The organism is Leptospira selangorensis (assembly GCF_004769405.1).
Lineage (GTDB): Bacteria > Spirochaetota > Leptospiria > Leptospirales > Leptospiraceae > Leptospira_B > Leptospira_B selangorensis.
Genome location: NZ_RQES01000012.1, coordinates 85,138 through 109,395, shown reverse-complemented (window position 1 = coordinate 109,395; position 24,258 = coordinate 85,138). Strand labels below are relative to the sequence as shown.

At 40.9% G+C, this 24,258-nt stretch carries 20 protein-coding genes; 17 read left to right on the top strand and 3 right to left on the bottom strand.

What is annotated here, in order from left to right; all coding sequences use genetic code 11:
• Positions 1 to 44: 44 nt before the first annotated feature.
• Positions 45 to 506, bottom strand: a complete 462-nt coding sequence (locus tag EHO58_RS08545; RefSeq protein WP_135628611.1) for a putative lipoprotein — start codon at positions 504 to 506, stop codon at positions 45 to 47.
• Positions 507 to 592: 86 nt separating this feature from the next.
• Complete coding sequence (locus tag EHO58_RS08540) at positions 593 to 2,518, bottom strand: glycoside hydrolase family 36 protein (RefSeq protein WP_135628610.1); 1,926 nt, start codon at positions 2,516 to 2,518, stop codon at positions 593 to 595.
• 106 nt (positions 2,519 to 2,624) lie between these two features.
• Here EHO58_RS08540 and EHO58_RS08535 point away from each other — a divergent pair, with 106 nt between their 5' ends.
• The 8 genes from EHO58_RS08535 to greA all read left to right on the top strand — a co-directional run bounded on the left by EHO58_RS08535 (position 2,625) and on the right by greA (position 11,788).
• Positions 2,625 to 3,263 carry a ribonuclease D gene (locus EHO58_RS08535; protein ID WP_100710526.1) on the top strand — a complete coding sequence of 213 codons (639 nt, stop codon included), beginning with the start codon at positions 2,625 to 2,627 and terminating at the stop codon, positions 3,261 to 3,263.
• Entirely contained in the window at positions 3,260 to 4,627 is a 1,368-nt protein-coding gene (gene radA / locus EHO58_RS08530; protein ID WP_135628608.1) for a DNA repair protein RadA, read from the top strand. Before EHO58_RS08535 ends, radA begins: the two co-directional genes overlap by 4 nt.
• A gap of 68 nt (positions 4,628 to 4,695) precedes the next feature.
• Positions 4,696 to 5,751 (top strand): LIC10775 family protein, encoded by a 1,056-nt coding sequence (locus tag EHO58_RS08525; protein WP_425269438.1) that lies wholly within the window; start codon positions 4,696 to 4,698, stop codon positions 5,749 to 5,751.
• Between the two features lie 6 nt (positions 5,752 to 5,757).
• Complete coding sequence (locus EHO58_RS08520) at positions 5,758 to 6,561, top strand: hypothetical protein (RefSeq protein WP_135628606.1); 804 nt, start codon at positions 5,758 to 5,760, stop codon at positions 6,559 to 6,561.
• 159 nt (positions 6,562 to 6,720) lie between these two features.
• Positions 6,721 to 6,954 (top strand): DNA-binding protein, encoded by a 234-nt coding sequence (locus EHO58_RS08515; protein ID WP_135628605.1) that lies wholly within the window; start codon positions 6,721 to 6,723, stop codon positions 6,952 to 6,954.
• A gap of 34 nt (positions 6,955 to 6,988) precedes the next feature.
• Positions 6,989 to 7,705 (top strand): flagellar filament outer layer protein FlaA2, encoded by a 717-nt coding sequence (flaA2, locus tag EHO58_RS08510; RefSeq protein WP_135628604.1) that lies wholly within the window; start codon positions 6,989 to 6,991, stop codon positions 7,703 to 7,705.
• Between the two features lie 21 nt (positions 7,706 to 7,726).
• A complete protein-coding gene (gene flaA1, locus EHO58_RS08505; protein ID WP_135628603.1) occupies positions 7,727 to 8,668 on the top strand; it encodes a flagellar filament outer layer protein FlaA1 in 942 nt (313 codons plus the stop codon).
• 342 nt (positions 8,669 to 9,010) lie between these two features.
• Positions 9,011 to 11,788 (top strand): transcription elongation factor GreA, encoded by a 2,778-nt coding sequence (greA, locus tag EHO58_RS08500; RefSeq protein ID WP_135628602.1) that lies wholly within the window; start codon positions 9,011 to 9,013, stop codon positions 11,786 to 11,788.
• Positions 11,789 to 11,859: 71 nt separating this feature from the next.
• Here the strand turns inward: greA and EHO58_RS08495 are convergent, their stop codons facing one another.
• Entirely contained in the window at positions 11,860 to 13,668 is a 1,809-nt protein-coding gene (locus tag EHO58_RS08495) for a M23 family metallopeptidase (RefSeq protein WP_135679658.1), read from the bottom strand.
• 91 nt (positions 13,669 to 13,759) lie between these two features.
• Between EHO58_RS08495 and EHO58_RS08490 the strand changes: the two genes are divergently transcribed.
• The 9 genes from EHO58_RS08490 (at position 13,760) to EHO58_RS08450 (ending at position 24,202) form a co-directional block, all read left to right on the top strand.
• On the top strand, positions 13,760 to 14,320 hold the full coding sequence (locus tag EHO58_RS08490; protein WP_135628600.1) for an LPS assembly lipoprotein LptE: 561 nt from the start codon (positions 13,760 to 13,762) through the stop codon (positions 14,318 to 14,320).
• A gap of 137 nt (positions 14,321 to 14,457) precedes the next feature.
• Positions 14,458 to 14,946 (top strand): Fur family transcriptional regulator, encoded by a 489-nt coding sequence (locus EHO58_RS08485; protein WP_008595524.1) that lies wholly within the window; start codon positions 14,458 to 14,460, stop codon positions 14,944 to 14,946.
• A complete protein-coding gene (tgt, locus tag EHO58_RS08480) occupies positions 14,943 to 16,067 on the top strand; it encodes a tRNA guanosine(34) transglycosylase Tgt (protein WP_167483209.1) in 1,125 nt (374 codons plus the stop codon). The genes EHO58_RS08485 and tgt overlap by 4 nt, the downstream gene beginning before the upstream one ends.
• Positions 16,068 to 16,136: 69 nt before the next feature.
• A complete protein-coding gene (locus EHO58_RS08475) occupies positions 16,137 to 16,472 on the top strand; it encodes an STAS domain-containing protein (protein ID WP_008595243.1) in 336 nt (111 codons plus the stop codon).
• Positions 16,473 to 16,514: 42 nt separating this feature from the next.
• Positions 16,515 to 18,110 (top strand): lipoprotein LipL71, encoded by a 1,596-nt coding sequence (locus EHO58_RS08470; RefSeq protein WP_135628598.1) that lies wholly within the window; start codon positions 16,515 to 16,517, stop codon positions 18,108 to 18,110.
• 145 nt (positions 18,111 to 18,255) lie between these two features.
• A complete protein-coding gene (nadC, locus tag EHO58_RS08465; RefSeq protein WP_135679656.1) occupies positions 18,256 to 19,128 on the top strand; it encodes a carboxylating nicotinate-nucleotide diphosphorylase in 873 nt (290 codons plus the stop codon).
• Between the two features lie 2 nt (positions 19,129 to 19,130).
• Complete coding sequence (locus tag EHO58_RS08460) at positions 19,131 to 21,164, top strand: RelA/SpoT family protein (protein WP_135628596.1); 2,034 nt, start codon at positions 19,131 to 19,133, stop codon at positions 21,162 to 21,164.
• Between the two features lie 117 nt (positions 21,165 to 21,281).
• Entirely contained in the window at positions 21,282 to 23,120 is a 1,839-nt protein-coding gene (locus EHO58_RS08455) for an extracellular solute-binding protein (RefSeq protein WP_135679655.1), read from the top strand.
• A 14-nt stretch (positions 23,121 to 23,134) separates the two neighbouring features.
• On the top strand, positions 23,135 to 24,202 hold the full coding sequence (locus EHO58_RS08450; protein WP_135679654.1) for a hypothetical protein: 1,068 nt from the start codon (positions 23,135 to 23,137) through the stop codon (positions 24,200 to 24,202).
• Positions 24,203 to 24,258 lie beyond the last annotated feature (56 nt).

The following is a 24,258-nucleotide window of genomic DNA, read 5'->3' as shown; positions in this document are numbered from 1 at the left end:
AGCAACCCTGTTTAAAGGGCCGCTTATATATATTCGATCTCAAATTAGAGGGAAAGATAGCCTCTTTCCAGAGCTTTTGCAATCTCAGGTTTGAAGTTTATGTTTGCAGCAAAACTTTTAAAACCTTCTTCGCTTACTCCCGCTTTTTTGAGTCCTCTTCCGATGGAAACATAAGTGCTCTCTGAATTTTTCCAGTTAATCACTCCGTTTTTAGAAGCGAGTTCTGCTAAGTCAGATTCAAATTCGGAAGAACGAGTGGATCCGGTTTGTAAATAGAAAGCGGTTAGGTTCTCTACGTCTCTTTTATATCCTTTCTTTTCTGCAGCTTCGTCTTTGGAAGAAGAGGAAACGGAAGAAACTACGGATACCACAGCATTAGAAATACTTTGTAGTGAGTCCGAAGATTTAGAAAGTGAATTTGATATGGAATCTATAAAACAATTTTGGGAAAGTAGGATACCGAATATAAGTAAACCTGCTCCCAGAATTTTGTGAAAAAATTTCATTGATGTACCTCGTCTTTGATCTTCCTAATTTTGGAAGAAAGTTTCTGACACGTTCGCGCCTATTCTCTTCCCGATTTAAGTAAGAGTCAACTTTGTTTTCCGGAATATAGGACCACAGTGGACCAAGGTTCCATTTCAATTTTGAGAATTTTTTTACGGGAATCTATCTCTAAGGACTCCGGTTTTTTTCCAGTCCAATAATCAATAGAATTCTTTTTATCCCAAGGGAAGAATAAGGAGAGTGAGATCTCTTTCTTTTCGTTACTTGGATTCCAAATCCCTAAATAACCGGAAGGATTGTATAGAGCGCTCGGGAAAAACTCAGTTCCGAGTCCTACTGGAAGAGGGGTTTTACCTCTACACTTGGATTGGAGTGTTAAACTTTTTTGTAATAATTCAAGTCGATCTTCATTTACCAGCGAAAGATCGTCTGAAACGAATAACATTCCTCCAGACACGGACATGATACTTGCCATGATCTTTGTCTGGGCTTCCGTCATACTATTTTTCTTTTTACGAACTAACAAACAATCCGGATCATTTAACCAAAGTGTTCTATGCATAGAAGCTCTGGTGATATCATTGATGAGTGCTCTTTCCGTGCAGAGCCCGTTTCTATCTTTTACTAGGATCCTGGATTTTTCTCGATACCAGAAAGGTGCCACATCACAGGAAATTCTCATTGCATCAAATAGTCCGACAGATGGAAGCATTGGAGCTCCACAACCTAGGATGAATATATCTTTTCCGACTACTTTTCGGATGAACTTAATCGCTTCCGCATAACGAGTATGAGGCGATAAACTTCTGTCATAAGTCCAACCAGGAAGTAATGCAGAATACAAGAAATCCAGTTTTAGGTATTTGTATCCGTATTCTTTAACGATAGTTTTGAAGACCGTGGCTAAAAATTCTTTAGAAGCAGGGTGGGTCACATCTAAACTATAAGTATGATCTATTCCCCAATTTGGATTCCAAAGTGCAGGTACCGGATTTCCATCTCTGTCTTTTAAAACTGCTTCCGGAAATTTCTGGAAAAATTTGGATTTTTTACGAACTAGGAATGGAGCAAGCCAGATCCCAGGCATTAATTTTTCGGAACGGATTGCTTCTGCAAGTAAGCCCATTCCACCCGGAAAACGATCATTTGTTTCTAACCAGTCTCCAATCTCCGCTTGGTAACCATCATCAATTTGAAAAACTTTTAATCCTAGGTTTTTGGATCTAAGTTCTTTCAAATTTTGAAGAATGATCTTCTCTGAAATTTTGGTATAATAATGATACCAAGAACACCAACCTGTTGGGACCTGTGTTTCCGGAAGTTTTACTTTTAGATTTTTTGCAAGTTCTGCGAAATAATTTTTAATAAAGATCGCTTCGTCGCCTGTAAATTTGGAAACACGGATCTGGGTAAGTGGTAGTTTATTTCCTTTAAAATCTTCGAAGCGGAAGAAATCATATACTACTCTAATATCTCCGCTGAAAAAATCCTCCGCGCCTTTTTTGGAAGAAGGTGAGGTCAGAATTTTAAACTTAACTCCTTCTTCTCCTTTGGAAACTGCCCCAGCAAAAAACTTAGTGTCTTCGTTTTTAGGTAATAAGATAACGTAGGCTTCTGAGATCCAGTTACCTTCTTCTCCCGCATGTTCCGAGTAAACATTCTCTTGGGCATAATGTAAGAAACCTATTTTCGGAGCAATGTCTGCATCTTTTAGATCTTCTGCAGCGGAAAGACTCCAGGACTGGTATCCATGTCTGAAAATTTTTCCTTCTTTGATCCCATGAGAAGGAAGTTCCCACTCGAAGGTAAGGAGTTCTAAACCTGCAGGGGGCCTTCTTTCTGCTATCCATTCTAAAATGGGAGCATATGTGGATTTGCCCTGGGATTTGACTAATTTAAAGGAAAACTTATAATTCCCGCAATCACTCTTGGTCTCTGCTCTTCCTGCCGGGAACTCAAACTGAGACTTTTGTTCTTCTTCATAGATACGGGTTCGCAAAATTGCTTTCATTCTAGGACGATGGTTTACTGATTCGAAAGATAGAAAAGGAAAAAAACCGCCGGAGAGGCAGGACTTTTCTTGCGGACCTGAGATCCTATTCGATTATTTTGGCTTTATGGCATCTAACCGCGCGAACAATAAGCCGGATCTTTTTCCGGGCGATCTTTCAGAAGAGAGATTCAAAGAATATTTAGAAGACGATCATTTGGCAGTAGATTGCGAAATGATGGGTTTAAATCCAAGAAGAGATCGTCTTTGCGTGGTCCAAATCTGTGATTCCAAAAATAGAGTGAGCCTGGTACAAATTCTGCCCAACCAAACGGAAGCTCCTCTACTCAAGAAATTATTCGAAAATCCTGATATTATAAAAGTATTCCATTTCGCTAGGATGGATACTTTATTCTTAAGATACAGACTTGGGATTTTAACCAAGGGAGTTTTTTGTACTAAGATTGGATCCAAGCTTGCTCGCACTTATACAGACAGACATGGTCTGAAAGATATTATCAGAGAATTTTTCGACGAGACCTTGGATAAAAAAAATCAGTCCTCCGATTGGGGTGCTCAAAGTTTAACTAAGGATCAGATCGAATATGCATCCGGAGATGTTTTATTCCTGATCTCTCTTTCCCAAAAACTTACTCAGATATTGATTCGAGAAGGAAGATATGAACTCGCACAAGAAGCGTTCCAATGTCTTCCCGTATTCAATCAGATTGATTGGCTCCAAATGGAGAATTTATTCGAACATTGAAAAAGAAAATTTCCAAAACCTTTCTTTGCCAATCTTGCGGACAGGAATTTTCCCGTTGGGCAGGTAAATGTGAATCCTGTGGAAAATGGAATACGATCGTAGAAGAATCGGGAGGGGATCGTTTTTCCTCTTCTCCCAGTTATAAAAAATCCGCAGTATATAAAGAACCTGTTCCTATAGATTCGATTCCTTCCGATGATACAAAACGTCTGAGTTCGGGGCTTTCCGAATTGGATTTGGTTTTAGGCGGAGGACTTGTTCCTGGAAGTTTGATCTTAGTAGGTGGAGAACCTGGAGTAGGTAAGTCCACACTCATCTTAGAGATCAGTAGAAGTATGATCTCTCAAGGCAGAAAAATTTTATACATTTCCGGTGAAGAATCTGCGGCTCAAGTGGGTTTAAGAGCGGCGCGGATGAATGTTCTATCAGAGAATCTTCTTCTTTCCTCCGAAACATATGCGGAGAATATTTCCGCGATGGTCGAGGATATTGCCCCCGATCTGGTATTTGTAGATTCGATCCAGACTCTTACGAGAGAAGCACTTCCCAACCAAGCAGGAACAGTTACACAACTTAGAGAATGTACACAGGTTCTCTTGGAAACCGCAAAGCGTACCGGAATCCCGATTATAATGACAGGACATATTACTAAGGATGGAGCGATCGCAGGTCCTAAGGTATTGGAACATTTAGTCGATACGGTATTGTACTTCGAAGGGGACAAACTGAATTATTTCAGACTTCTTCGTGCCGTAAAAAACAGATTCGGCGCAGTGGGAGACCTTGCAGTTTTCGAAATGTTGGAATCCGGCTTAAAAGAAGTAAAAGACAGACAAAGAGTATTTATCAGTTCTCTCACGGAAGGAAAAAGTGGATCGGTCATCAGTTCTGTTGTAGAAGGAAGCAGAGCTCTCAGTGTAGAAGTCCAAGCCTTGGTAAGTAGGACAAATTATTCTCAAGCAAGAAGAATGGCAGAAGGTCCCGACACTCGAAGACTCATACTCCTTGCGGCAGTTATCGAAAAATACTTGGGACATACATTATCAGAATGTGATATATTCGGGAACCTGGCAGGAGGATTGCAAGTGGACGAACCAGCACTCGACCTTGCGATCTGTGCTTCTATACTTTCCAGTTATACTGAAAGACCTGTTCAATCAGGATTTGCAGTCATTGGAGAAGTAGGATTATCCGGAGAAGTTCGTTCTGTGGGGCAAGTTTCCCTTCGATTAAAAGAGCTGAAAGGTGTAGGGATAGAAACCGTATTTCTTCCTAAAGGAAATCTGGCAGAGCTTGAAAAAATTCCCGGAATGGAGATCGTAGGGATTAGCGCTCTAAGGGAATTAGAAGGTCTGTTTAAGTGAAATCGCGGGTTTTAAATAATCCGTTCTCGCGTGTCTTGTATATTATAAAATTATTATATACTATTTTTCTGTTTATCCTTTATAATTCGATTGCCCTTGCTTTTTTTACTGTGCCCATTTCTGCCCAAGAGCTAGACCCACTTCTGCGCCAGCCTTGGTTTTCCGACCAAGAAAAAAAAGAAGAACTACTCTATAATAGGCTCCAAACTGCTTTTCGTTTAAGCGCACATTATGTTTGGAAAACGGACTCCAGATCTCGCAATTATCGTTTTTATAAGGACGGAAAGGTGGAGATGATCCTGGATCGGAATTATAAAGAAGTATTTCCGAACAGACAAGAATTGGATCTACATTATAGCGAGGCGGAAAGTTTGCAAAAACATGCAAATCCGTATTCTGCAATCCGACTCTTGAAAGGTTCCATGTACTGTTATCGATTGAGATATGGAAAACTGGTACCGGAAGGTTATGAAAAAACAGCAAAACTTCTGGGAAAATTTTTAGACCAATATGCGCATAAAGAAAAAGAGCTGCAAAGGTTTACGGATCCATTCGGTTGTTGGACACCTGAAGTTTTAAAGATCAGAAGTTCGGACTTTGCATATTCATTCGATCTTCCTCCCGATCTGACTTATTTATTTCCAGACGAGGACAGGGAGTTTTCGGGAGAAGATCCGGATTATCTTTGGCAGGTGCATAGATTCTACCAAAACTTTCCGGTAGAAGGAGGACCTTCTACTTGGGAAAAAGAATATAGAAAGAGTAGCGAAGGGATCTTATTTTTCCGACCGGATCGGATCGTATTCACTGTCGGAACTACACTTCATTTTCATCCTTCAATCTTTAATGCACAGAACTACTATCTAATTTGGGACTCACTTAGAGGGATTAATTCCAGGACAATGAGAGAATGGAATTATCTTCGTAAAAAAGAAGGGGATCTATATAGAACGAGTTTCGATTTTGTGGGAGAAGATGGTCGCAAGAGCCAAATTATAGTTTTGGAAAAATTTTATTTAAGAGGGACCAGGGGAATACTATTCTCTTTGGCCTATCCAAGCAAATTAGAGGCCTTAGGCACAAAAATCTGGAGTGGATTTTCTTCCTCTGTCGTCGTAGAATAGGAGGGAATGTTTGCCTTAGTCAAAAACTGGGAAAACCAAAAACCTAAAAAACCGGAACCTCCTTGGAGATTACTTGGTTTAGGTCTTCTATTTGTAAATGGAATGGCCGCACTTTTCTTACCGATAGGTCTTTTCGGGACATTGATCTCCACGATCGCCTGCCTTGGTTTTTTATTTCTTCCCATGTTTTTTATGACCCTAAGGCTGACCAAGTTTTACGGAAATAGTATATTCTTCGCATTATTCCTGGGCTTTATCTCCGCACCTGTTTCTGCGCTCTATCTTAGCCATGCATTCGGCTTCTTCCTGGGGTTAAAATCCCCGGAACAGACTATCTTTCAGAAAGAAAGCGGTGTTTCCAATTCTCATATCTATAGATTCACGGATTCCAAGTTTTTGTATAAATACCAGGTCACTAAGACCACTCCTGGCTCTATTAAGAAAACATTGTATTTCCATGTGGCACCCTGGGTTTCATCCGATTGGAAAGAAGGTGACGAGGTCCTGACCTGGGCAGTCTGCCCACAATTCTCCGAAAAAGTATGCGATTGGGAGAAGCAGAACGCGAGGGTAGGGCAGTCTCTGTCTCATTCGAATATCGCAGGGTTGAACTCATATTATGCGGAGGCCATTCTGGAAGCCTGTAAAAAGTTCGGTTTCGATCTTCCCAAAAATCCTAGGATCCTTCTACCGATCTCGAATCCGGAAGAAGTTTTGTTCAATATGGGAGTCCTGGGACTTGCAGGCCTTCTCGCCTTAAACTATATCTGGATCATCGGGATCCTTGTATGGAATAAGAGGAAACATTAGTTATGTCGCTTAAAAGGGCGGAGGGTGTAGGCGGCTTTTCGGTTGAAGGGTGGAATTTTTTCGATTTTTTCTCCCGAACCGCAAAAAACTTTTTACTTGGCTAATTTTGCAACTTAGGCTACCGATATTTATACACAGAGACGGGAAGGAGAAATCTATTTGGACCCCGAAATCCTAACGGAGAAGGTCGCCACCCAGAACAAAAAGTTCCTGGTAGATCTAAAACGGAATGAGAACGGATACTATTTAAAAGTTTCCGAATGGTCCAATAGCAAAAAATCTTCCATATTCATTCCGGCAGAAGGTGTCGGAAAGATGATCGAGGTATTACGTAAGTTCCAAGACCTGATTCAGGATGGAGATATTACGGAGATCCCTCCCTCTCAGAATTAGATTGGATTGCACTAAATCTTTAGGAGATGTTCTCATGGGGAAAAAGACGTACTTATTAGCTAGCGTTCTCTTTTTCTTGGCGATTACCGGAACTTCCGGTCAGCAGCCAGCGGGAGGGAACCAAGGCGGTGGTCAAGGCGGCCAAGCACCGGATCCCCTCGAGAAAATTATACTCGAAAACTTCGAGGAGTCCGAAGACTGGAGAGCTAAGTCTACTACTCCCCTGGGAGAGACTAAAACTCTTAAGATGGTTCAAAGAGGTCTGATCCGTGACGTGTTCGACGAGAATACTGTTCCGGATAATGGTGGAGACCAATTAGAAAAGAACCATATCCTCGGAATCAAAACTCATTATACCGATAGAGGATTCGATCGTGTAGAAGTTTTCCCTCCTCACGAATATATCGTAAAAGGAAAAGCTCGCCAGATCTCTATTTGGGCTCTGGGAAGAAAATTCCGTCATACTCTATTTGTTAAACTGAGAGACTATAGAGGAAAAACCCATAATATCAGAATGGGTCGCTTGGATTATTTCGGTTGGAGAAAATTAACTGCAACTGTTCCAGGATTCGTTCCTCAAAGTACCAGATTTGCATTATTGGATAAGAACCTAAGATTCGTTTCCATTTTCGTGACTTCCGATGTTCATGAAGTGGGCGGAAGCTTCTACTTTTATGTAGATGATTTAGAAGTTCGTGCCGATAAATCTGATACGAAGTATCCTGGTTCTGAAATTAAGGACAATTGGTGATATTACTCCGGTAGGACACGTATGAAAAACCTCAGCAAAAAAACTAAAATCACCGCGGCAGTAGTAGTAGGTATTTCTTCCATCCTTCTTCTCGGGACCGTGAGCGCGCAATTTATCAAAAAGAAAAAAGGTGGGATCGAATCTCCTACCGGAATCGACGTAAGTGGAATGGAGTTACGCTCCATCACTGTAGAATCTTGGGATAATCCTCCAGGTGCTGCCCCTTATGGTTGGGAAGTTGCTACTGATAAAGATACTCTTGTTCCTCAAGGACAACAAGGTCAATATCAACCTACTGCTTCCAATGCCCAAGCATTGAGAGAAGTTAAACTTCTTCCTGGAAAACCTGGAGATATCAAGAACGTAGATGCTGGAACTGGAAAAGTTTTGGGAGTGAAGTTCGCATTCACTTTCCCAGGAGATAACTCAGTAAGTATCCGTCCTCCTCGCACTCCTGAATACGAGATCACTCGTAAAATGGCTTATTTGGACGCGAACAATAAAAGAAAAGAATTCAAGATCTATGGTGTTGAATTCCCAGGGATCGTAAAAGCGGTTTCTGTTTGGGTTTGCGGTCGTGGTAACGAGTATAACCTAGAGGGTTGGTTAGAAGACTGGAAAGGTGACTCTCATATCTTCCAATTTGGAGATCTGGACTTTATCGGTTGGAGACCTCTTACTTTTGAAATTCCTCCGGGAGTTCCTCAAGACGTAAACTCTTTCCCTCAAGTGAAGACACTTGTATTCAAACAATTTAAAATTCGCTCTCGTAACGATACGAGTGGAGAAACTGTTTACCTCTTCTTTGATGAGCTAAGAGTTCTTTCTGACGTATTCGAAGTTCACTTCGACGGAGCATCTATCGACTTCGATGCGGATGATTGCCGCTCTAAACGTAAGTTGGATAAGATGTTGAAAGTGAAAGCTGAGAAAGAATGTGAAGGTGGTGGAAACGGCAAGTAAGCCTTTCCCACAATCCGACTCTAACGAAAACGCGGGACTCTCCCGCGTTTTTTGTTTTAAGAGCCGCAGAGTTTTATTGCACGCGGAGACGCAAAGGCACAGAGGGAGCTTTTGAGTATGTAGGACCAAAACCTTTGCGACTTAGCGACTCTGCGTGAGAAATAAAAGCCAAAATGACTCCCTGAGTGATAAGTAAAGCCGCTCTGAACCTCTTCTCTCCAAATTCTAGTTTACGTATAAGCCTAAGCTGCTATAATTGATCTGAAAGGGCTCTTAAGAGACAAAAAAACCGCCCATCCGAACCTATTTTTGAATGCCGACCCCGTCGGCGGAGTAATTCCTATGTCTAACGAAACTGCGACAACCGCGGAAACTAAGCCTGCCAGCGAACTGGACAAGCTGACTTCTCTTTTTAACGAGGAGATTTATGTACGCTCGGACGCAAATTCCATTCCAGCATCTAAATTTAAAATTTACGACGATCTTATAGAATCCTTTCAATCATCCGGGCTTATAGATTCATCTAAAACCAAATTAGAAGAACATCTTGCTGATCATCCTGAAAGTATTTCTGCAAGATACATGCTTGGATTACTTGGACTACAAAAAGGAAGTATAGACGCTGCTTCTTATTTCAAGACTTTACTGGATTCCTTCAAACAAGCCAGCAAATGGGTCATCATTGAACATATCACTGATAATATTTTAAAATTCGGAGAGGATCGTTATGCTCTTCGTTTTAAAGCAGAAGCTCTTGAAAAACTAAAGAAGAATAAAGAGCTGAAGCCTATTCTGGAAAAACTTGCAAAACAAGATCGCAAGAACCCGGAAATCGCTAAAAAATACGCATTAGCAATTCTTGATGAAAACAAAGAGAAAGCAGTCGCTTATCTAAAACAAGCGATCGAAACTTTCGCAAAAACTAAAGAGTATGTGCAGTTCGAAGAGATCTGGCCTATTTTCGTAACCAATAGTTACGACGATATCCAGTTCGTAGAAAAGATAGAACGTATCCTTTTAGGCCACCGCGAAAAGACCCGCCTTGCCGGTTATCTTTATCCTCTAGTAGAGCCGTTCAAGATTACGGAAGATTGGGACCGAGTGATCTATCTTTTGAAAAAGATCCTAGATCATGAACCTGTTTCCAATAAAGCAAGAAACGAACTGATCAGAGTTTATAAACTGAAATATGCCAACCACAGCTTGTTGGAAGATTTCTTAAAAATGTCCGAGTTAGGAAATAACAGAAAGCCTGTTAAGGTTTGTATTTCCAACTTCGAAAGAAACATCGTATTCGATACCGGTAACTACGTTCTTCATAGAAACTGGGGAGTAGGTAAGATCGTTTCCATTTCGCCTAACGGAGATTCTATCTTCGTAGACTTTAAAGATAAAAAAAATCATAAACTTTCCATCCAGATGGCGATCACCAGTTTGAAACCTCTGAAAGGAGATCATATCTGGGTGAGGTTCTATGAAGATAAAGCTTCCGTTGTCTCTTTATTCGAGACTGATGTTCCTGGCTTCTTTAAGGAATTATTAACTTCTTTCGAAAACCATATGTTGGTTGCGGAAATGAAGGCGGAGATCGCAGGAAAATTTATCCCGGTAGTCGATTGGTCGAAATGGTGGAACAAAGCAAAGAATGTTATCAAAAAAGAAGATAACCTGGGCTTTAATCCTAAGAAAAAAGACGAACTTTGGTATAGAGAAAAACCGATCACTTACGCCGAAGAATTGACCGAAAAATTCAACGCGAATGCGGATCCTGCTAAACGTTTAGACATCGCTATCGAAGCGCTTCGAAATAAAGAAGAAGCTGAATCAGCGATAGATACTTTCGCTCATCATTATTTTGAAGAAGAGCAAACTCACGATTCATTCCGCAAGATAGTTGCTTATCTGTATCTGGACGAAGTCGCTTCTACCATGGAAGGAGAGGACGGAAGTCCTTATGATTTCCAAAGATACCAAAAATTGGATGATGTTTCCAAGATCGTTAAGTCTCTTAAAAGAGAAGAGGTCCTGGAGTATTCTTCTAAGATCAGCAACTTAGATATCAAAAAGTCTTTCGTCGACTTAGTGAAAAAATCCCATTCTGATTGGGTCAATATCCTGGTTGGACTTCTTTTCGAAGTTCCAGTTAAGAATAACAAATACGTTGTTTCCGTTCTGGAAGCTGACGGAAAATTCGCTGAACTAAACTTATTCATCGAAACCTCATCCAGCCGTGCGAAAGAAAATCCTGAAGTATTCCTTTGGGTGGCAAAATCTATCCTTCTCAAAACTTGGGAAGAAGAATGGATGAACGTTTCTAGACAGGATCTAATCCTGAGAGTTCTTCGTTTATTAAAACCTCTAAATAAGATAGAGGAAAAAGGAACCAAGCTTAAGAACACCTGCCAAGAGATCCTATTCGGAAATGAGGCAGCTGTGATCAGCGAGGCGATCCAAAACGGAGACTCCGAATATATCCGTAAAGTTTATGCTCTTTATAGAGAAGTTCCTTATATCGAAGAGACTGAAAAAGACAAACTGATGGCTCTTATCAGAGTTCTGAAACCGGATTTGATCTGGGAAGAAGAGGATGATGATGAAGAGGATGAGGATGTTCTGGCGAGAATTCCGGAAAACGTAGTTCTTGTTACTCGTCGTGCTCTAAACGCTAAAAAAGCAGAGTTCGAACATTTGGTGAACGTTGAGATGCCTGAAAACTCCAGAGATATCGGAGAGGCTCAGGAAAGAGGGGACTTAAGAGAGAACGCGGAATATAAAGCCGCTATGGAAAAACAAGTCCAGCTCCAAGCTCAGATCAAAAAACTGGAAGCGGAACTCAAAGCTGCTATCGTTTTAGATCTTTCCAACGTGAAAACGGATCGTATCAATATCGGAACCACTGTAAAACTCAAAAACGAGTCCAGTGGAGAAGACCAAACTTATTCTATCTTGGGAGCTTGGGACGCAGATACTGAAAAGAATATTATTTCTTATCAGTCACCTCTTGCTAAGTCTCTTTTAGGTAAAAAAGTGGGAGATAACGCTTCTTTAAATCTTGGTGGAGCAGAAACTAAGTTTAAGGTTCTGCAAATCAGCAGATACTCTCTCCAAAACCAGGATTAAGAAAGCTACAAACTTTAATCTTGTAAGTTTGAAACCCCGCGAAAGTTCGCGGGGTTTTTTATTTGTGGGAACTAGAACCGAACCAAGTCAGTAAACCAATCGGAAGAATTTCCAGCCCTGTCTTTGATACGGATCTGAAGAAGCATATACTTTTTCCATGCAGAGAAAGTTTTAGGGAATTTGATGATCAACATTTTACGGTCCGCGTCGAACTCACTAGGGTAAACCTCTCCTTCTAGTAAAACTTCCGCGCCGCCTGCGTAACCGGAACCTGTGTCGGAAACTGAATATAATCTTTCTTCGATTCCTTCTTCTTCCTGGCCTTTGATCCTTCTGTGTCTTGTGATCAGATACGGATAATTGACTGCCGGTTTTGCATCGTCAGTGAGAATTGCGAGTGCTCCTAATTTTGTCAGTAAGCCCAATTGGCCTTTTTGTTTTAAAGCTGACCATTTTTTAGAAGCCTTATCGTAAATATAGATCCCGTCTTTTTTGCCGAGTGCCGCACCCCTCCAGCTAAGTTCCGCTTCTCCCACCCAAGATAGATCGGTAGATTCCAATTCGTAAATCGCACCTTTTGATTTTAGTCCTTCCGGAAGTTTAAGATCTTCTTCCAATTTTTCTATTTTTTTGAAAAGTAATGAGCCTTGGCCGTAAGTTGTTTTTGCGGGAGTTTTGATCTTTAAAACACCATCAGCCGAAGTGAATTCAGTTTTTGTAATAGATGGTCTTTTTCCGTTTACCGTTCCGACTTCTATTTCTAAGGGGAGAACAGAGTGATTTCCTGCATGATCGGAAGCTTTGAGAACCAATTTAACTATACTTCCGGTTTCGAAATTTCTAAGATCTATGCTCGGTCCTTTTGCGGGGAATAGATTATAAACATAAACAGGGGGATTTAAAGAAGAACGGTTCGAGTCGAAAATATCATGGTGGATCCTTGCTTCTTCATAACTCATTCCTCTAAAAGATCTTTCGTATAAAGCAATCTCGTCCTTATAGAGTCCTGCAAAGAATAAATTGTTCTTGTTCCTGGAGGTCATTTGGTCATAAGCACCCAACCTAAAACGAACCCCTCCCGCAAGGTTTAGTTTTTGATTTCCTGGAAGTGTATATTTACCTTCTCCCTTTTTTTCCAAAGGTAATCTAGCTTGTACTCCGTCTTCGGAATCCACATACAATAACAAAAGTTCCGGAGAATATCTGTCCTTTCCTCTCAAAGGCAAATAGGGGAGAGGGTTTAATGTTCCATTAGGTAAATGTAATTCGAAGTGTAAATGACTGACTCCAGTTCCGGATTCTCCTAATCTTGCTATATTTTCTCCTTTAGGGAGATTATAAGAACCTGGAGAAAGTTTTACCTGAAATTCTCCACTGCTGAGTAATGCCAAAGCTTCGCGTAACAGATCTAGATCTTTTCTGAAACCTTTGAAATCCAACAAGTGAGCGAACTTAGCCTTGAGATTAGAACCGGAGGATTTTAAAATTATATTAGAGCCGTATCCTTTTGTGGATTGACCGATCGATTCTACATAACCTTGGAACGGAGAAATTGCAGCGATCCCGTTCGTATGGAATGTTTTAAAATCGCAGCCCATATGAAGATGATGTACTCTGTATTCCGCATAGGAACCCGAGATAGGAGTTTCCATCTCCATGGGAAAACCTAAATTACCGAGATCGGCCAAAACCTCAGGAGTGAGATCATCCCAAATATTTTTTTGAACGGCCGGATTTGTTTTCAGATTGGGAGAAACTGCGGACACTTTGGAACCGGTTTCGCCTGCCTTACCTTCTGCCCATGCAAGTATGAATAGCAGAATTAAGAGTCCGGATCGAAAAGGGATTTGTGGAAAAAGTTTCAGGAAATTTTTTCCCATTTGCGAATTCAGATCCGGTTCCTCTAAATTGTAAAGCCTGAAATCTACGAAATTTTCTTGCCGCCTCATACTTGGAGAAAAGCCTGATGTTATGAGGCTTCTTGTTCCGATTTTTCTGGTATTTTGCCTAAGTTCTTGTACATATCTCACTCGGGAGCCCGGTAATCCTCCTAAAATTGACGGCATTCCTATCCCTGATTCCAGACGTACAGTGTATGTGCAGAATTTCCGGAACAATTCCTATGGGATCGCGATGCATACCACTCTTTCCGATCTGGTAAAACAAGAGATCAATTATAGAGGAAGATTTATCCAAACCAGGGAGAAGTCCCAAGCCGCATATCGTATCTACGGAGAGATCAGTCATTACCAACAGGTAGGAGCTCTTTTGGATCAGGGTGGCCAACAGCTCAGCAAAGAAATGTTCGTTGTTTGCAAGGTAGAACTCCAGAAAGCCGGTGGCGAAAAAATTCCATTAGAAAGAACTGAAATCCCTGCAAGAATTATCTATTCCGACCAAGTCGGTTTTATGGAAACAGAAGGGCAGGCCCAGACCAGATTACTCAAAATTCTTGCGGTTCGTATCGCAGAAGAATTGGAAAGAGCCTGGTACTATTCTATAGCAGGCAAGATAGAAGGTGAGGAAGAGTAGTATTTCATTTCCTAAAAATGAAATTCCACTTGATAATTCTCATAACCGGATCTTAAATTGTGGAAAAGAATGTGAACACCCAGATTCCTTGATCCGAAAGGAAAATTCTGCAAGTGAAGTTCCATTCCTCCTAAAAAATGAATAAAGACCGAGAAACTGAAATTCTGAAAACCGTAGACGATTCCATCCGGATGGAGATGAAAACTTTTTCTGATTACTTACAGAAAAAGGGACTAAAGATCACCAACCAAAGGATGTTAGTCGCAGAACGTATTTTCTCCCTGCACAATCACTTTACCGCGGAAAGCCTTTTGGAAGAATTCAAGGACCAAAGGGATAAAATTTCCAAGGCCACCATTTACAGAATCTTATCCATCATGGTGGAAGCGAAATTATTGCAGGAGCATAATTTCGGCCAAGATTATAAGTATTACGAACATATCATAGGTCATACTCATCACGATCATATTATCTGTGGAGATTGCGGCAGGATCGTAGAATTCATGGACGAGAGGATCGAACAGTTGCAAGAGCAGGCCGCTGCAAGCAACGGATTTAAGATCACTGGTCATAGCTTGAATATTTACGGCACTTGTTTGGATCCGAATTGTCCGAACAAAAAATGATCTATAGATCCAGAGTTGAGGATCCAAATTCTTTCGCTCGAACCGGTACCTTATCTCTCAACGGAATAGAAATTCCAACACCTGTATTCATGCCTGTGGGCACAAGAGGTGCCGTCAAGTCCTTGGACTCTGACGACATTGATGAGTTAGGTTACGAACTGATCTTAGGGAATACATATCATCTGTATCTTCGCCCAGGCACAGAAGTCCTGGAAAAATTCGGCGGACTCAAAAACTTCGTTTCTTACAAAAAAGCTCTTCTCACAGACAGCGGCGGTTTCCAAGTTTTTAGTCTGAATTCTCTTGTGAAATTTAAGAAAGAAGGAGTGGAATTCCGTTCTCATATCGACGGAAGTCCTCATTTTTTCACTCCACAGAAAGTGATCGATATCCAAAGAGCGATCGGCTCGGACATCATGATGGTGTTGGACGATTGTCCTCCTGGAGATGGAACCGTTTCTCGGATCAAAGATGCTCTAGACAGAACTCATCGCTGGGCAGAAGAAGCCGTAAACTATTGGGCGAAAGACAAACGTAACCAATTTCTATTCGGAATTTTCCAAGGTGGAACCAATTTAGATCTAAGATTGGAGAGTTTGGAGAAGATCCGCTCACTTCCTTTTTCCGGAATTGCGATCGGAGGTCTCTCCGTCGGAGAACCAAGACCTGATTTTATTCGGACTATGGAAGGAATTTCTTCCTACACCGACAGGACTAGACCTCTATATCTAATGGGAGTAGGAACTGTTCCGGATATTTTGGAAGGAGTGCGAAATGGAGTCGATATGTTTGACTGCGTTCTTCCCACCCGCAACGCAAGAAACGGCCAAGTGTTCACTTCTCAAGGGAAAGTGAATCTCAGAAATGAAAAATGGAAGCTCCTAGATGCGCCTATGGACCCGGAATGCGAATGTAAAGTGTGTAAAAGATACAGTATTGGGTATATCAGACACCTACATCACGTGAAAGAGCTAAGTGCATTTTCCTTGAGCACGTACCATAATCTGTATTTTATGAAAAAGTTCATGAAAGAACTTCGACATTCCATCGAAGTTGGAAATTTCAGCGAGTTTTTCGTTAAATGGAAAAATTTGTACGAAAGACCGGAAATTTCTCGTTGACTATATAGAGAATGACCCCCCTATTGTAGGATGGTTCAAACAGATAAAGAAAGGAGTTGCTGATTTTTTATGGAAATCACCAGAAGGGAAAGCGGTAACATCGTAATTCTGGACATCAATGGGGAGATCGATTTATACAATGCCCCTGAGATTAAGGATGTGATCGCAAAGCTCATTGAAGAGCAGAAATACTATACTATTATCAATCTGGAAAAGGTCTCTTATATCGACTCATCCGGAATCGGTGCTTTGATTTCCAGCCTCTCTAATTTAAAAAAATACCAGGGCGGACTTAAAATTATCAACGTTGCGGGTTCCGTAAGAAAGGTATTTGAATTAACTAAATTAACATCATTCTTCGAGATCTTTGATAACGAAGCTGATGCAGTCGCTGCCTTCAAATAAGTAAGGCACTTTTTTAACGATCCTCTGGCTGGTGCAAAATAAATGAAAACTTTTCGAGCTATATCGTTCCCATCATTGGTACTGGGAGTTTTAGGATTCCTAGTTGCCTGTGGGTCGGAACTACCCGTAAAAGAATTGGCGGAAGCAAAAACCGCTATCACTCGCGCTAAAGATGCAGGCGCAGAAAGATACGCTTCCGGAGAATTCGAGGAAGCTCGCAAAAGTCTTTTGACAGCTCATGAAAAAGCTTCTAACGAAGACTTGGGCGAGACCAAAAAAAGCGCTGAATACGCAAAAAGCAAAGCGTATGATGCATTAGAAAGATCTTATCCTCAATTGACTGAAGAGTCAAAAGCACAGGCAGGCACCGCTATCAATGAAGCGGATGAGGCTTATGCTTCTCAACTCGCTGCAGAACCTTATAATAATGCAGTAGAGCTTAAGAAAGAAGGGGACACTCTAAGAGACAATGCTGACCGTACTTTGGAATCCTATCCTAAGGAATCCGGAGACGACGCGAAACTTAGAACTCGTCTTGCTGCTTTCGATCAGTACGAACAAAGTAATAAAAAGTATCTCGAGTCCAAAAAGGCGGCAACTGACGCCAAGTCTTTGGCTCTTTCTCAAAAGCAACAGTTGATCGATTCTCTTGCAGACATCGAAAAAAATCTGGATGATGCTGACAGATATGCAGGTGGCCAAGATCCTGAAGTTGCTCAAACAAGAGAACGTTTGAATGCTGCAAAAGCAAAAATCGACGAAGGAAAGATCAAAGAAGGTTATTCCGAAGTTGATGATATCCGTAAAAAATCAGCAGAACTCGTAGCAAAAAATATCCAAGCTTACGCACTTAAGAAGAAGGTAGAAGCAAAAGATTCTATCGGAAAAGCTAAGGATAAACTATCTGGAATTGATCAGTCCAAACTGAAATCCAGCAAAGATCTCCAAACTTCTTACCAAAGAGCTGACGAGAACTTAAAAGCGGCGGATGAGTCTTTAGCTTCCGCAGAAGAGTTATATTCTTCCGAAAAATACGAAGATTCTATCGGTCGATCCGAAGAAGCGATCAGACTTTCTCGCATCGTAGTAGACCAGTCTGATGATATCGCAGAAAGATTACGGACCGGGTCTTCTGTTGCAGGTCGCAAAGGTGATGCAGGAGATTCTAGTTCTTCTTCCACCAGAAAAGGAGAAGATTCAACTGCTTCTTCTTCCGGAGAACTTCCTGAAGGTTGGAAAAAATACGTAGTTCGTAAGAAAATTCCTGCAGATTGCCTCTGGAGAATTGCTGCTTACAAACAACATTACGGTACTTCTAAACTTTGGAAACGTATCTACGAAGCGAACCGTAGCAAGATCAGAAATGCTAACTTGATCTATCCAAAACAAGTATTGCTAATTCCACCTGCTAAAGGATCCACTAAGTTCGATCCTAAAAAAGCTCCTAAAAAGCAGACTGGAAGTGATAAAGTAGAAGCTTCTACTCCGGAAGAAAAGAAGGAAGAGACTACAACTCCTCCTGCTTCCACTTCTGAGCAAGAACCGGAAGAAGAAGAGCCTTCTACTCCGGCACCTTCTACAGAAAATGAGCAACCTTCTGATTCCGGTGAACAGGAAAGCGACGAAGAAGCTCGTTAATATAAGTCTAATATTTTAGCAACTCTAACAAATGTGAGGCTCGGATTTTTCCGGGCCTTTCTTTTTTTCTGGAGTTTGAAAATCTAGAATTCCGCTTGATCCTCATTTATTATTCGAAACAGTTTTACTTAGCGGTGAATTCAAAGTGAAGAGGGCTTATACTAAGCCTATATCAGAGACGAGCGAGGCGGATTATTTTCCTCTCGCTAAAATGGCATGGGACGAGGATTGTCCTGACCAAGATATAACGTCTGTTTCCTTATTCTCTCCTGATCAAAAAGCAATCGCATATTTAAACGCAAGGGAAGAAGGTATTCTCTGCGGTAGCAGTGTATCTCAGGTGCTCTCCAAACTTTCCGGCGGAGATTTGCAGTTTAACTTCTTCCTTAAAGACGGAGAAAAATTTGCCAAAGGAGATAAGATCGCAGAAATACAAGGAAGCCTTCTCTCCATGTTGCGTGTAGAAAGAATCCTTCTAAACTTCTTACAATATCTTTCCGGTATTTCTACTTCTACTAGAAAGATCGTAGATCAGTACGGGTCTAAGGGTATAATGATCCTGGATACCAGAAAGACCCTGCCAGGTTACAGGAAACTTGCAAAGTATGCAGTGTACTGTGGAGGAGGTTCCAACCATAGATTGGATCTTTCTGAAATGGCAATGATCAAAGACAATCATTTGGCTTTATTCGGATCTGCAAAAATTCCCGTAGGAAAGATTAGATCCAATTTTCCTGGAAGAATGGTGGAACTGGAAATAGATTCCTTGGACCAACTGGAAGACGCACTCGAAGCGGAACCAGACGTTTTACTATTAGATAATTTTAATATACCTGATACACGCAAAGCGTTCCAAAGGGTAAATGAAAAAAATCCTAAAATCCTAATAGAGTGTTCCGGAGGGATCACCCCGGAAAAGCTGGAAGCGTTGTCCGAGTTCCCTGGAGTAGGAGTTAGCATGGGATATCTGACTCATACTACCAGATTTTTGGATCTTGGTTTGGATATAAGGACCTAAGAATGGGATTTGTTAAGGCTCCTGCCACCAAAGAAATGTTAATCGAAGGAGTTCGGGAAACCATGGGGCCCGAAGCCTTGGAAATGATCGAGAAGGCTTATAAGGTCTCTGAAGATTCTCACCAAGGACAGTTCCGTCTTTCGGGAGAACCTTATATTGTTCACCCTCTTCAAGTTGGTTTTATTTTATATGAGTTAGGTCTGGATGAGAAGGTAATCTCTGCAGGGATCCTTCATGACGTGATTGAAGACACAAAATACACAAGAGATGATATGGTCCGAGATTTCGGAACAGAGATCACTCAACTTGTGGAAGGTGTGACTAAAATTTCTCAGATTAAAAGCCAATCCAAAGAGACGGAGGCTGCTGAGAATATTCGAAAGATCATTATCGCTACCATCCAGGATATTCGAGTTATTCTGATCAAACTTGCGGATAAGACCCATAATATGAGAACTCTTTCTTTTCAGCCTCCTGAAAAGCAGAGAAGGATCGCTAACGAAACTCTTTCCTTATACGCTCCAATTGCAGGAAGACTTGGTATTTATTCAGTAAAATCAGAGCTGGAAGATTTGGCATTCCAAGTTATCTTTCCGGAAGAATACCAGGACATTAAAAAAAGGATCAGTGCTAAAAAGTCTGAAAGAGAAGATTATATAGAAAAACTTCAGCTGATCCTAAAACAAAGACTCGCTGAGATCCAAATCAACGCGAATGTAGAAGGAAGAGCAAAACATTTCTTCTCCATCTATCGTAAGATGAAAACGAAGGAAAAAACCTTCGACGAAATTTTTGATTTAAGAGCGATCCGTATCGTTACGGACGAGATCAAAGACTGTTACGGTGTACTCGGGATTGTCCATACACTTTGGTCTCCTGTTCCGGGTAGATTTAAGGATTATATCGCGACTCCTAAAACGAATATGTACCAATCACTTCATACGACTGTGATCGGTCCGGATGGAAAACCTTTGGAAGTGCAGATCCGTACTGCTGAGATGAATGCGATCGCTGAATTCGGGATCGCAGCTCACTGGGTTTACAAAGAAGGTAAAACTCACGCCAATGAAAGACATCTAACGGTTAAGTGGTTGGAAGTCCTACAGACTTGGCAGGATTCCTCTTTAGATCCTAAAGAATTTTTAGAAGAATTAAAATACGATCTTCATGAAGACGAGGTATTTGTTTTCACTCCTAAGGGAGAAATTATACAACTTCCTAAAGGTGCTACGGTTCTAGACTTCGCATTTAGGATTCACACAGATGTGGGTTTGCATTGTAAAGGAGCAAAGATCAACGGTAGAATGATCCCTCTTCGTACGGAATTACGTAGCGGTGACCAGGTAGAAGTTGTTGTGGATAAAAGATCCAAACCTTCTCCTATCTGGCTTCGTATTGTTAAAACTCCTTCTGCCAGACAAAAGTTACGCGCTTATTTCAGAAAACTCAGAGAAGAGACCAGCAAGGATCTAGCACAAGGCGCCGAGAGTGCTGCGGAACTTACTCTCAATGCGGAAGTATTAGAAGAACTCAAACGTAAACCTTCCGAAAAAGTTTCTAAACAAACTCAAGTACAAGGCCAAGTTGCGGGCGGAAAAATTTTAGTCGCGGGACTTAGAGATATTCCGGTGCGACTTTCGGGTTGTTGTTCTCCTCTTCCTGGAGACCAGATCATAGGATTTGTAACTAGAGGGCGTGGTGTTTCCGTTCATAAAAAGAACTGTAGTGTAGCGTTAAAACAAAGAGAAGAAGAGCAACTCAGACAGATCACAGTGGATTGGGATTATGGCCAGACTGAGCCGGTACCTGTTCGAGTAGAAGTGAAGGCTAAAGATCGTCAGGGAATTTACTTGGAGATGGTAAAAAGTATCTCCGGAACCCAGACGAATATCCTGGAGGCCGGAGCTTCTACAGTGCAAAAGGATACTTTGATGGCCCGCTTCATGATAGAAGTGGAACATTTGGACCAATTAAAGGAAATCCTAGGCAACTTAAAACGTATTCCCGATGTGGTCTTCGCTCATAGGGTTAAATAAGGTTTAGTTGTAGGTTCTTCTACTTCTATCTTTTCATCGAAAATTTTACATTTAAGTTTGCCTGAAATCGGGTTTTCCCGGAAGCTTTCGAACACGAACATTCCTAAGAGGTGTGCTTTGAACCTTGCTCTAAAAAATTCCAAACTCCTAAACATTTGCTATTTTACACTTTTATTATCCGTAATTACGTTCGTTTCAAGCGGCTGTAAAGAGAAGGAAGAAGTCCAAATTTCAGTGGCGACTGAAGATCTTCCTTGGGAGGGAGATCCTAATAGTATCCCGGAAGCATTGAGAAAGCCGAATCCGTCTTCTTCTCCTAACGCAAAAAGGGGAGGGATATTTAGGATCTATAGCCATCAGTATCCTAAATCTTTGAATTGGTATTTGGAAAATTTTTCCACTACCGCCGAGATCTTTGGTCAGATGTTCGAGCCACTTTTAGAAAGACATCCGATTACATTGGAACCTCTTCCTAAACTTGCTTCTTCTTGGAAGATCTCTTCCGATAAAAAAACTTTTACATTCAATTTGGATAAAAACGCCAAATGGAGCGATGGTAAACCTATTACCGCTAAAGACGTATTATACACTTATGAAATCATCATGAATAAGAAAAATAATACCGCACTTCATAGGATCGACCTTTCTCGTTTCGAAGCTCCAAAGTTAGTGAATGAACACGAAGTTGAATTTACTCAAAAAGAGATCCATTGGAAAAACTTCGAATTTATCGCATATGAGTTCTTTATTCTTCCGGAACATTATTATAACGGAAAGGACTTTAATAAGGAAAATTTCGAGTTCCCTGTAATCTCCGGTCCTTATGAATTGCAGTCCGCGAAAAAAGGCATCTATGTGAAGATGAAACGTAGGAATGACTATTGGATGAGGGCTTATCCTTTTTATAAAGGAACTGACAACTTCGATACTCTCATCTTTAAAGTATTTAACGATGACGCGGTGGCATTCCAAGCATTCAAAAAAGGTGATATAGATCTATATCCTGTGTATAAGGCTGCGACTTGGGTCCAGGATACAACGGGAGAACCTTTCGATAAGAATTATATCGTAAAACAAAAGATCTATAACGATAAAAAATCGGGCTTCCAGGGTTGGGCATTCAATATGAGAAGAAAACCTTTCGACGATGTTCGTATTAGAAAGGCGATCGCTCATTTGGTGAATCGAAAACTTATGGTGGATAAACTTGCATTCGGAGAATATCAGCTCACTGATTCTTATTACGGTTCCGTATGGGAAGAAGGGCAATTGCCGAATCCTGCGATCGACTATGATCCAGAAATTGCCAAAAAACTTTTTGCTGAGGCAGGATGGAAACCGAATGCAAAAGGTTTCCTGGAAAAAGACGGGCAACAATTCGTGATACATATCCTGGAAAGGGATAGAAGTGTGGAAAAATATTTTACTCTATTCATGGAAAGAGTGAAAGAGTTGGGTATCCAAGTCACGATCGAGAGCACTGACCTTGCGAACTGGTCCGAAAGAATGGACAAGTATGATTTTGATGTTACCTGGGCGGCTTGGGGTGCAGGAAGTTCTTTCCCGGATCCGGAACATCATTGGGATTCCAAATACGCGAATGAGAACGGACAAAATAATTATAATGGTTTCAAAAATCCGGATATAGACAAACTCATTGAGCAGCAAAAAACGGAATTCGATATTAAAAAAAGAACGGAAATCTTAAAGAAGATAGATAAGATCTTAACTAAAGAAGTTCCTTACGTTCTTCTTTGGGGAATTAAATCTACAAGAGTCCTTTATTGGAATAGATTCGGAACTCCTGAAAATCCACTCGCCAGATATTCTGGAGAAGGTGCTGCTAAGTCTTTATGGTGGATCGATGAGGAAAAAGATAAGGCTTTGGAAAATTCTAAGAAGAATAAGACAGCTCTCCCTACTTACAAAAGAGACTTGTACTATCATTCCAAATAAATAATGGGATTATAATGGCAAAGAAGGGAAGATTCAGCGAATTCGGAGAAGCGATCCGAAATTTTTGGAACTCTCCTGGGATTCCCAGCTTTATCGAGATCCTGGAAAAGGGCCTTGATAAAGAATTATTTTTTGATCCGGATAGGGCGGATTCTCAGATCCCAAAAGAGGATCTGCCCATCGACTTTCGCCTTAGGCAATCCGGCTTTGCCCGAAAATTTTACGAAAGACTTTTTCCTGTATCTCACGTGTTTCGTATAACGCATAGATATGGTAGAGAGTTTTTGGATAATTTTATGCCTCTCGCTTCTGAGAATTATATAGGAAGGGGCTCTTATAAATTCGTATATACACTTCCTTGGAACCAAGTTGTTAAAATAGGAAAATCTAAATTACCTTCTGATCCTATTTTTGGTTCTTTATATAAAGAAGTGCAGAATAATCTGGAACGTTATTTAAAAACGGAAGAGATCGGACTCATGCATCATTTGCAAAAATCCGCATGGGGGGAATCTAAAAGAGATGAGATCCGTTTTAAGTTCGCACGTTTAGGATTGGAAAGACTCCATTATTGGAAATTAAAAAGTCTAATCCCTGATCTTGTACTTCCTACTCGATTTTTTATGGGTTTACGTTTTAGGAGAAGCCCGTTCGGTATTCCTGTGGTTACTCTCACTCCCTGTGATAACCAAAATTTATTACCTGGAAAACACTTAAAAGAATTCATCCGATTGAATGAGAAGGTCAGACAAAATCCTATCCAGGATGCACTTTTTCCCAAATGGAAATTGAACTTTGATACTCATAGATTCGGGATCATCAATAAGTCTAAACTCAAAAAGATCGCCTTGGACTTTCATAGGGTGATAGAAGTAACACGTTATCTTGCTCAGGAAGAAAAACTGATCTTCGATATCCATTCCGAAAATATCATCATCACCATACCTGACTTCGAGCTTAAAATTTTCGATTACCATGTTTTTGATGAACATTTATACGAACCGAGTAAGGAAAACCCTTCTCCCGAAGTAGACCATATCAATCTGATCAAAGAGTTTGTAAGCTCTTTCGAGCTGGGCTAAAAACCGTTTACGTATAGGCGCCAGGTAAAAATCCTATCAATGGGGGTATTTCCCCA

What these genes read in the sequence shown, in the direction of transcription:
- tgt (WP_167483209.1), top strand. Translation starts at nt 14,943, where the DNA reads ATGATCTATAGATCCAGAGTTGAGGATCCAAATTCTTTCGCTCGAACC.
- flaA2 (WP_135628604.1), top strand. Translation starts at nt 6,989, where the DNA reads ATGGGGAAAAAGACGTACTTATTAGCTAGCGTTCTCTTTTTCTTGGCG.
- EHO58_RS08495 (WP_135679658.1), bottom strand. Translation starts at nt 13,668, where the DNA reads ATGGGAAAAAATTTCCTGAAACTTTTTCCACAAATCCCTTTTCGATCC.
- EHO58_RS08485 (WP_008595524.1), top strand. Translation starts at nt 14,458, where the DNA reads ATGAATAAAGACCGAGAAACTGAAATTCTGAAAACCGTAGACGATTCC.
- EHO58_RS08475 (WP_008595243.1), top strand. Translation starts at nt 16,137, where the DNA reads ATGGAAATCACCAGAAGGGAAAGCGGTAACATCGTAATTCTGGACATC.
- EHO58_RS08470 (WP_135628598.1), top strand. Translation starts at nt 16,515, where the DNA reads ATGAAAACTTTTCGAGCTATATCGTTCCCATCATTGGTACTGGGAGTT.
- EHO58_RS08490 (WP_135628600.1), top strand. Translation starts at nt 13,760, where the DNA reads ATGAGGCTTCTTGTTCCGATTTTTCTGGTATTTTGCCTAAGTTCTTGT.
- EHO58_RS08545 (WP_135628611.1), bottom strand. Translation starts at nt 506, where the DNA reads ATGAAATTTTTTCACAAAATTCTGGGAGCAGGTTTACTTATATTCGGT.
- EHO58_RS08535 (WP_100710526.1), top strand. Translation starts at nt 2,625, where the DNA reads ATGGCATCTAACCGCGCGAACAATAAGCCGGATCTTTTTCCGGGCGAT.
- EHO58_RS08450 (WP_135679654.1), top strand. Translation starts at nt 23,135, where the DNA reads ATGGCAAAGAAGGGAAGATTCAGCGAATTCGGAGAAGCGATCCGAAAT.
- EHO58_RS08540 (WP_135628610.1), bottom strand. Translation starts at nt 2,518, where the DNA reads ATGAAAGCAATTTTGCGAACCCGTATCTATGAAGAAGAACAAAAGTCT.
- flaA1 (WP_135628603.1), top strand. Translation starts at nt 7,727, where the DNA reads ATGAAAAACCTCAGCAAAAAAACTAAAATCACCGCGGCAGTAGTAGTA.
- EHO58_RS08520 (WP_135628606.1), top strand. Translation starts at nt 5,758, where the DNA reads ATGTTTGCCTTAGTCAAAAACTGGGAAAACCAAAAACCTAAAAAACCG.
- EHO58_RS08460 (WP_135628596.1), top strand. Translation starts at nt 19,131, where the DNA reads ATGGGATTTGTTAAGGCTCCTGCCACCAAAGAAATGTTAATCGAAGGA.
- greA (WP_135628602.1), top strand. Translation starts at nt 9,011, where the DNA reads ATGTCTAACGAAACTGCGACAACCGCGGAAACTAAGCCTGCCAGCGAA.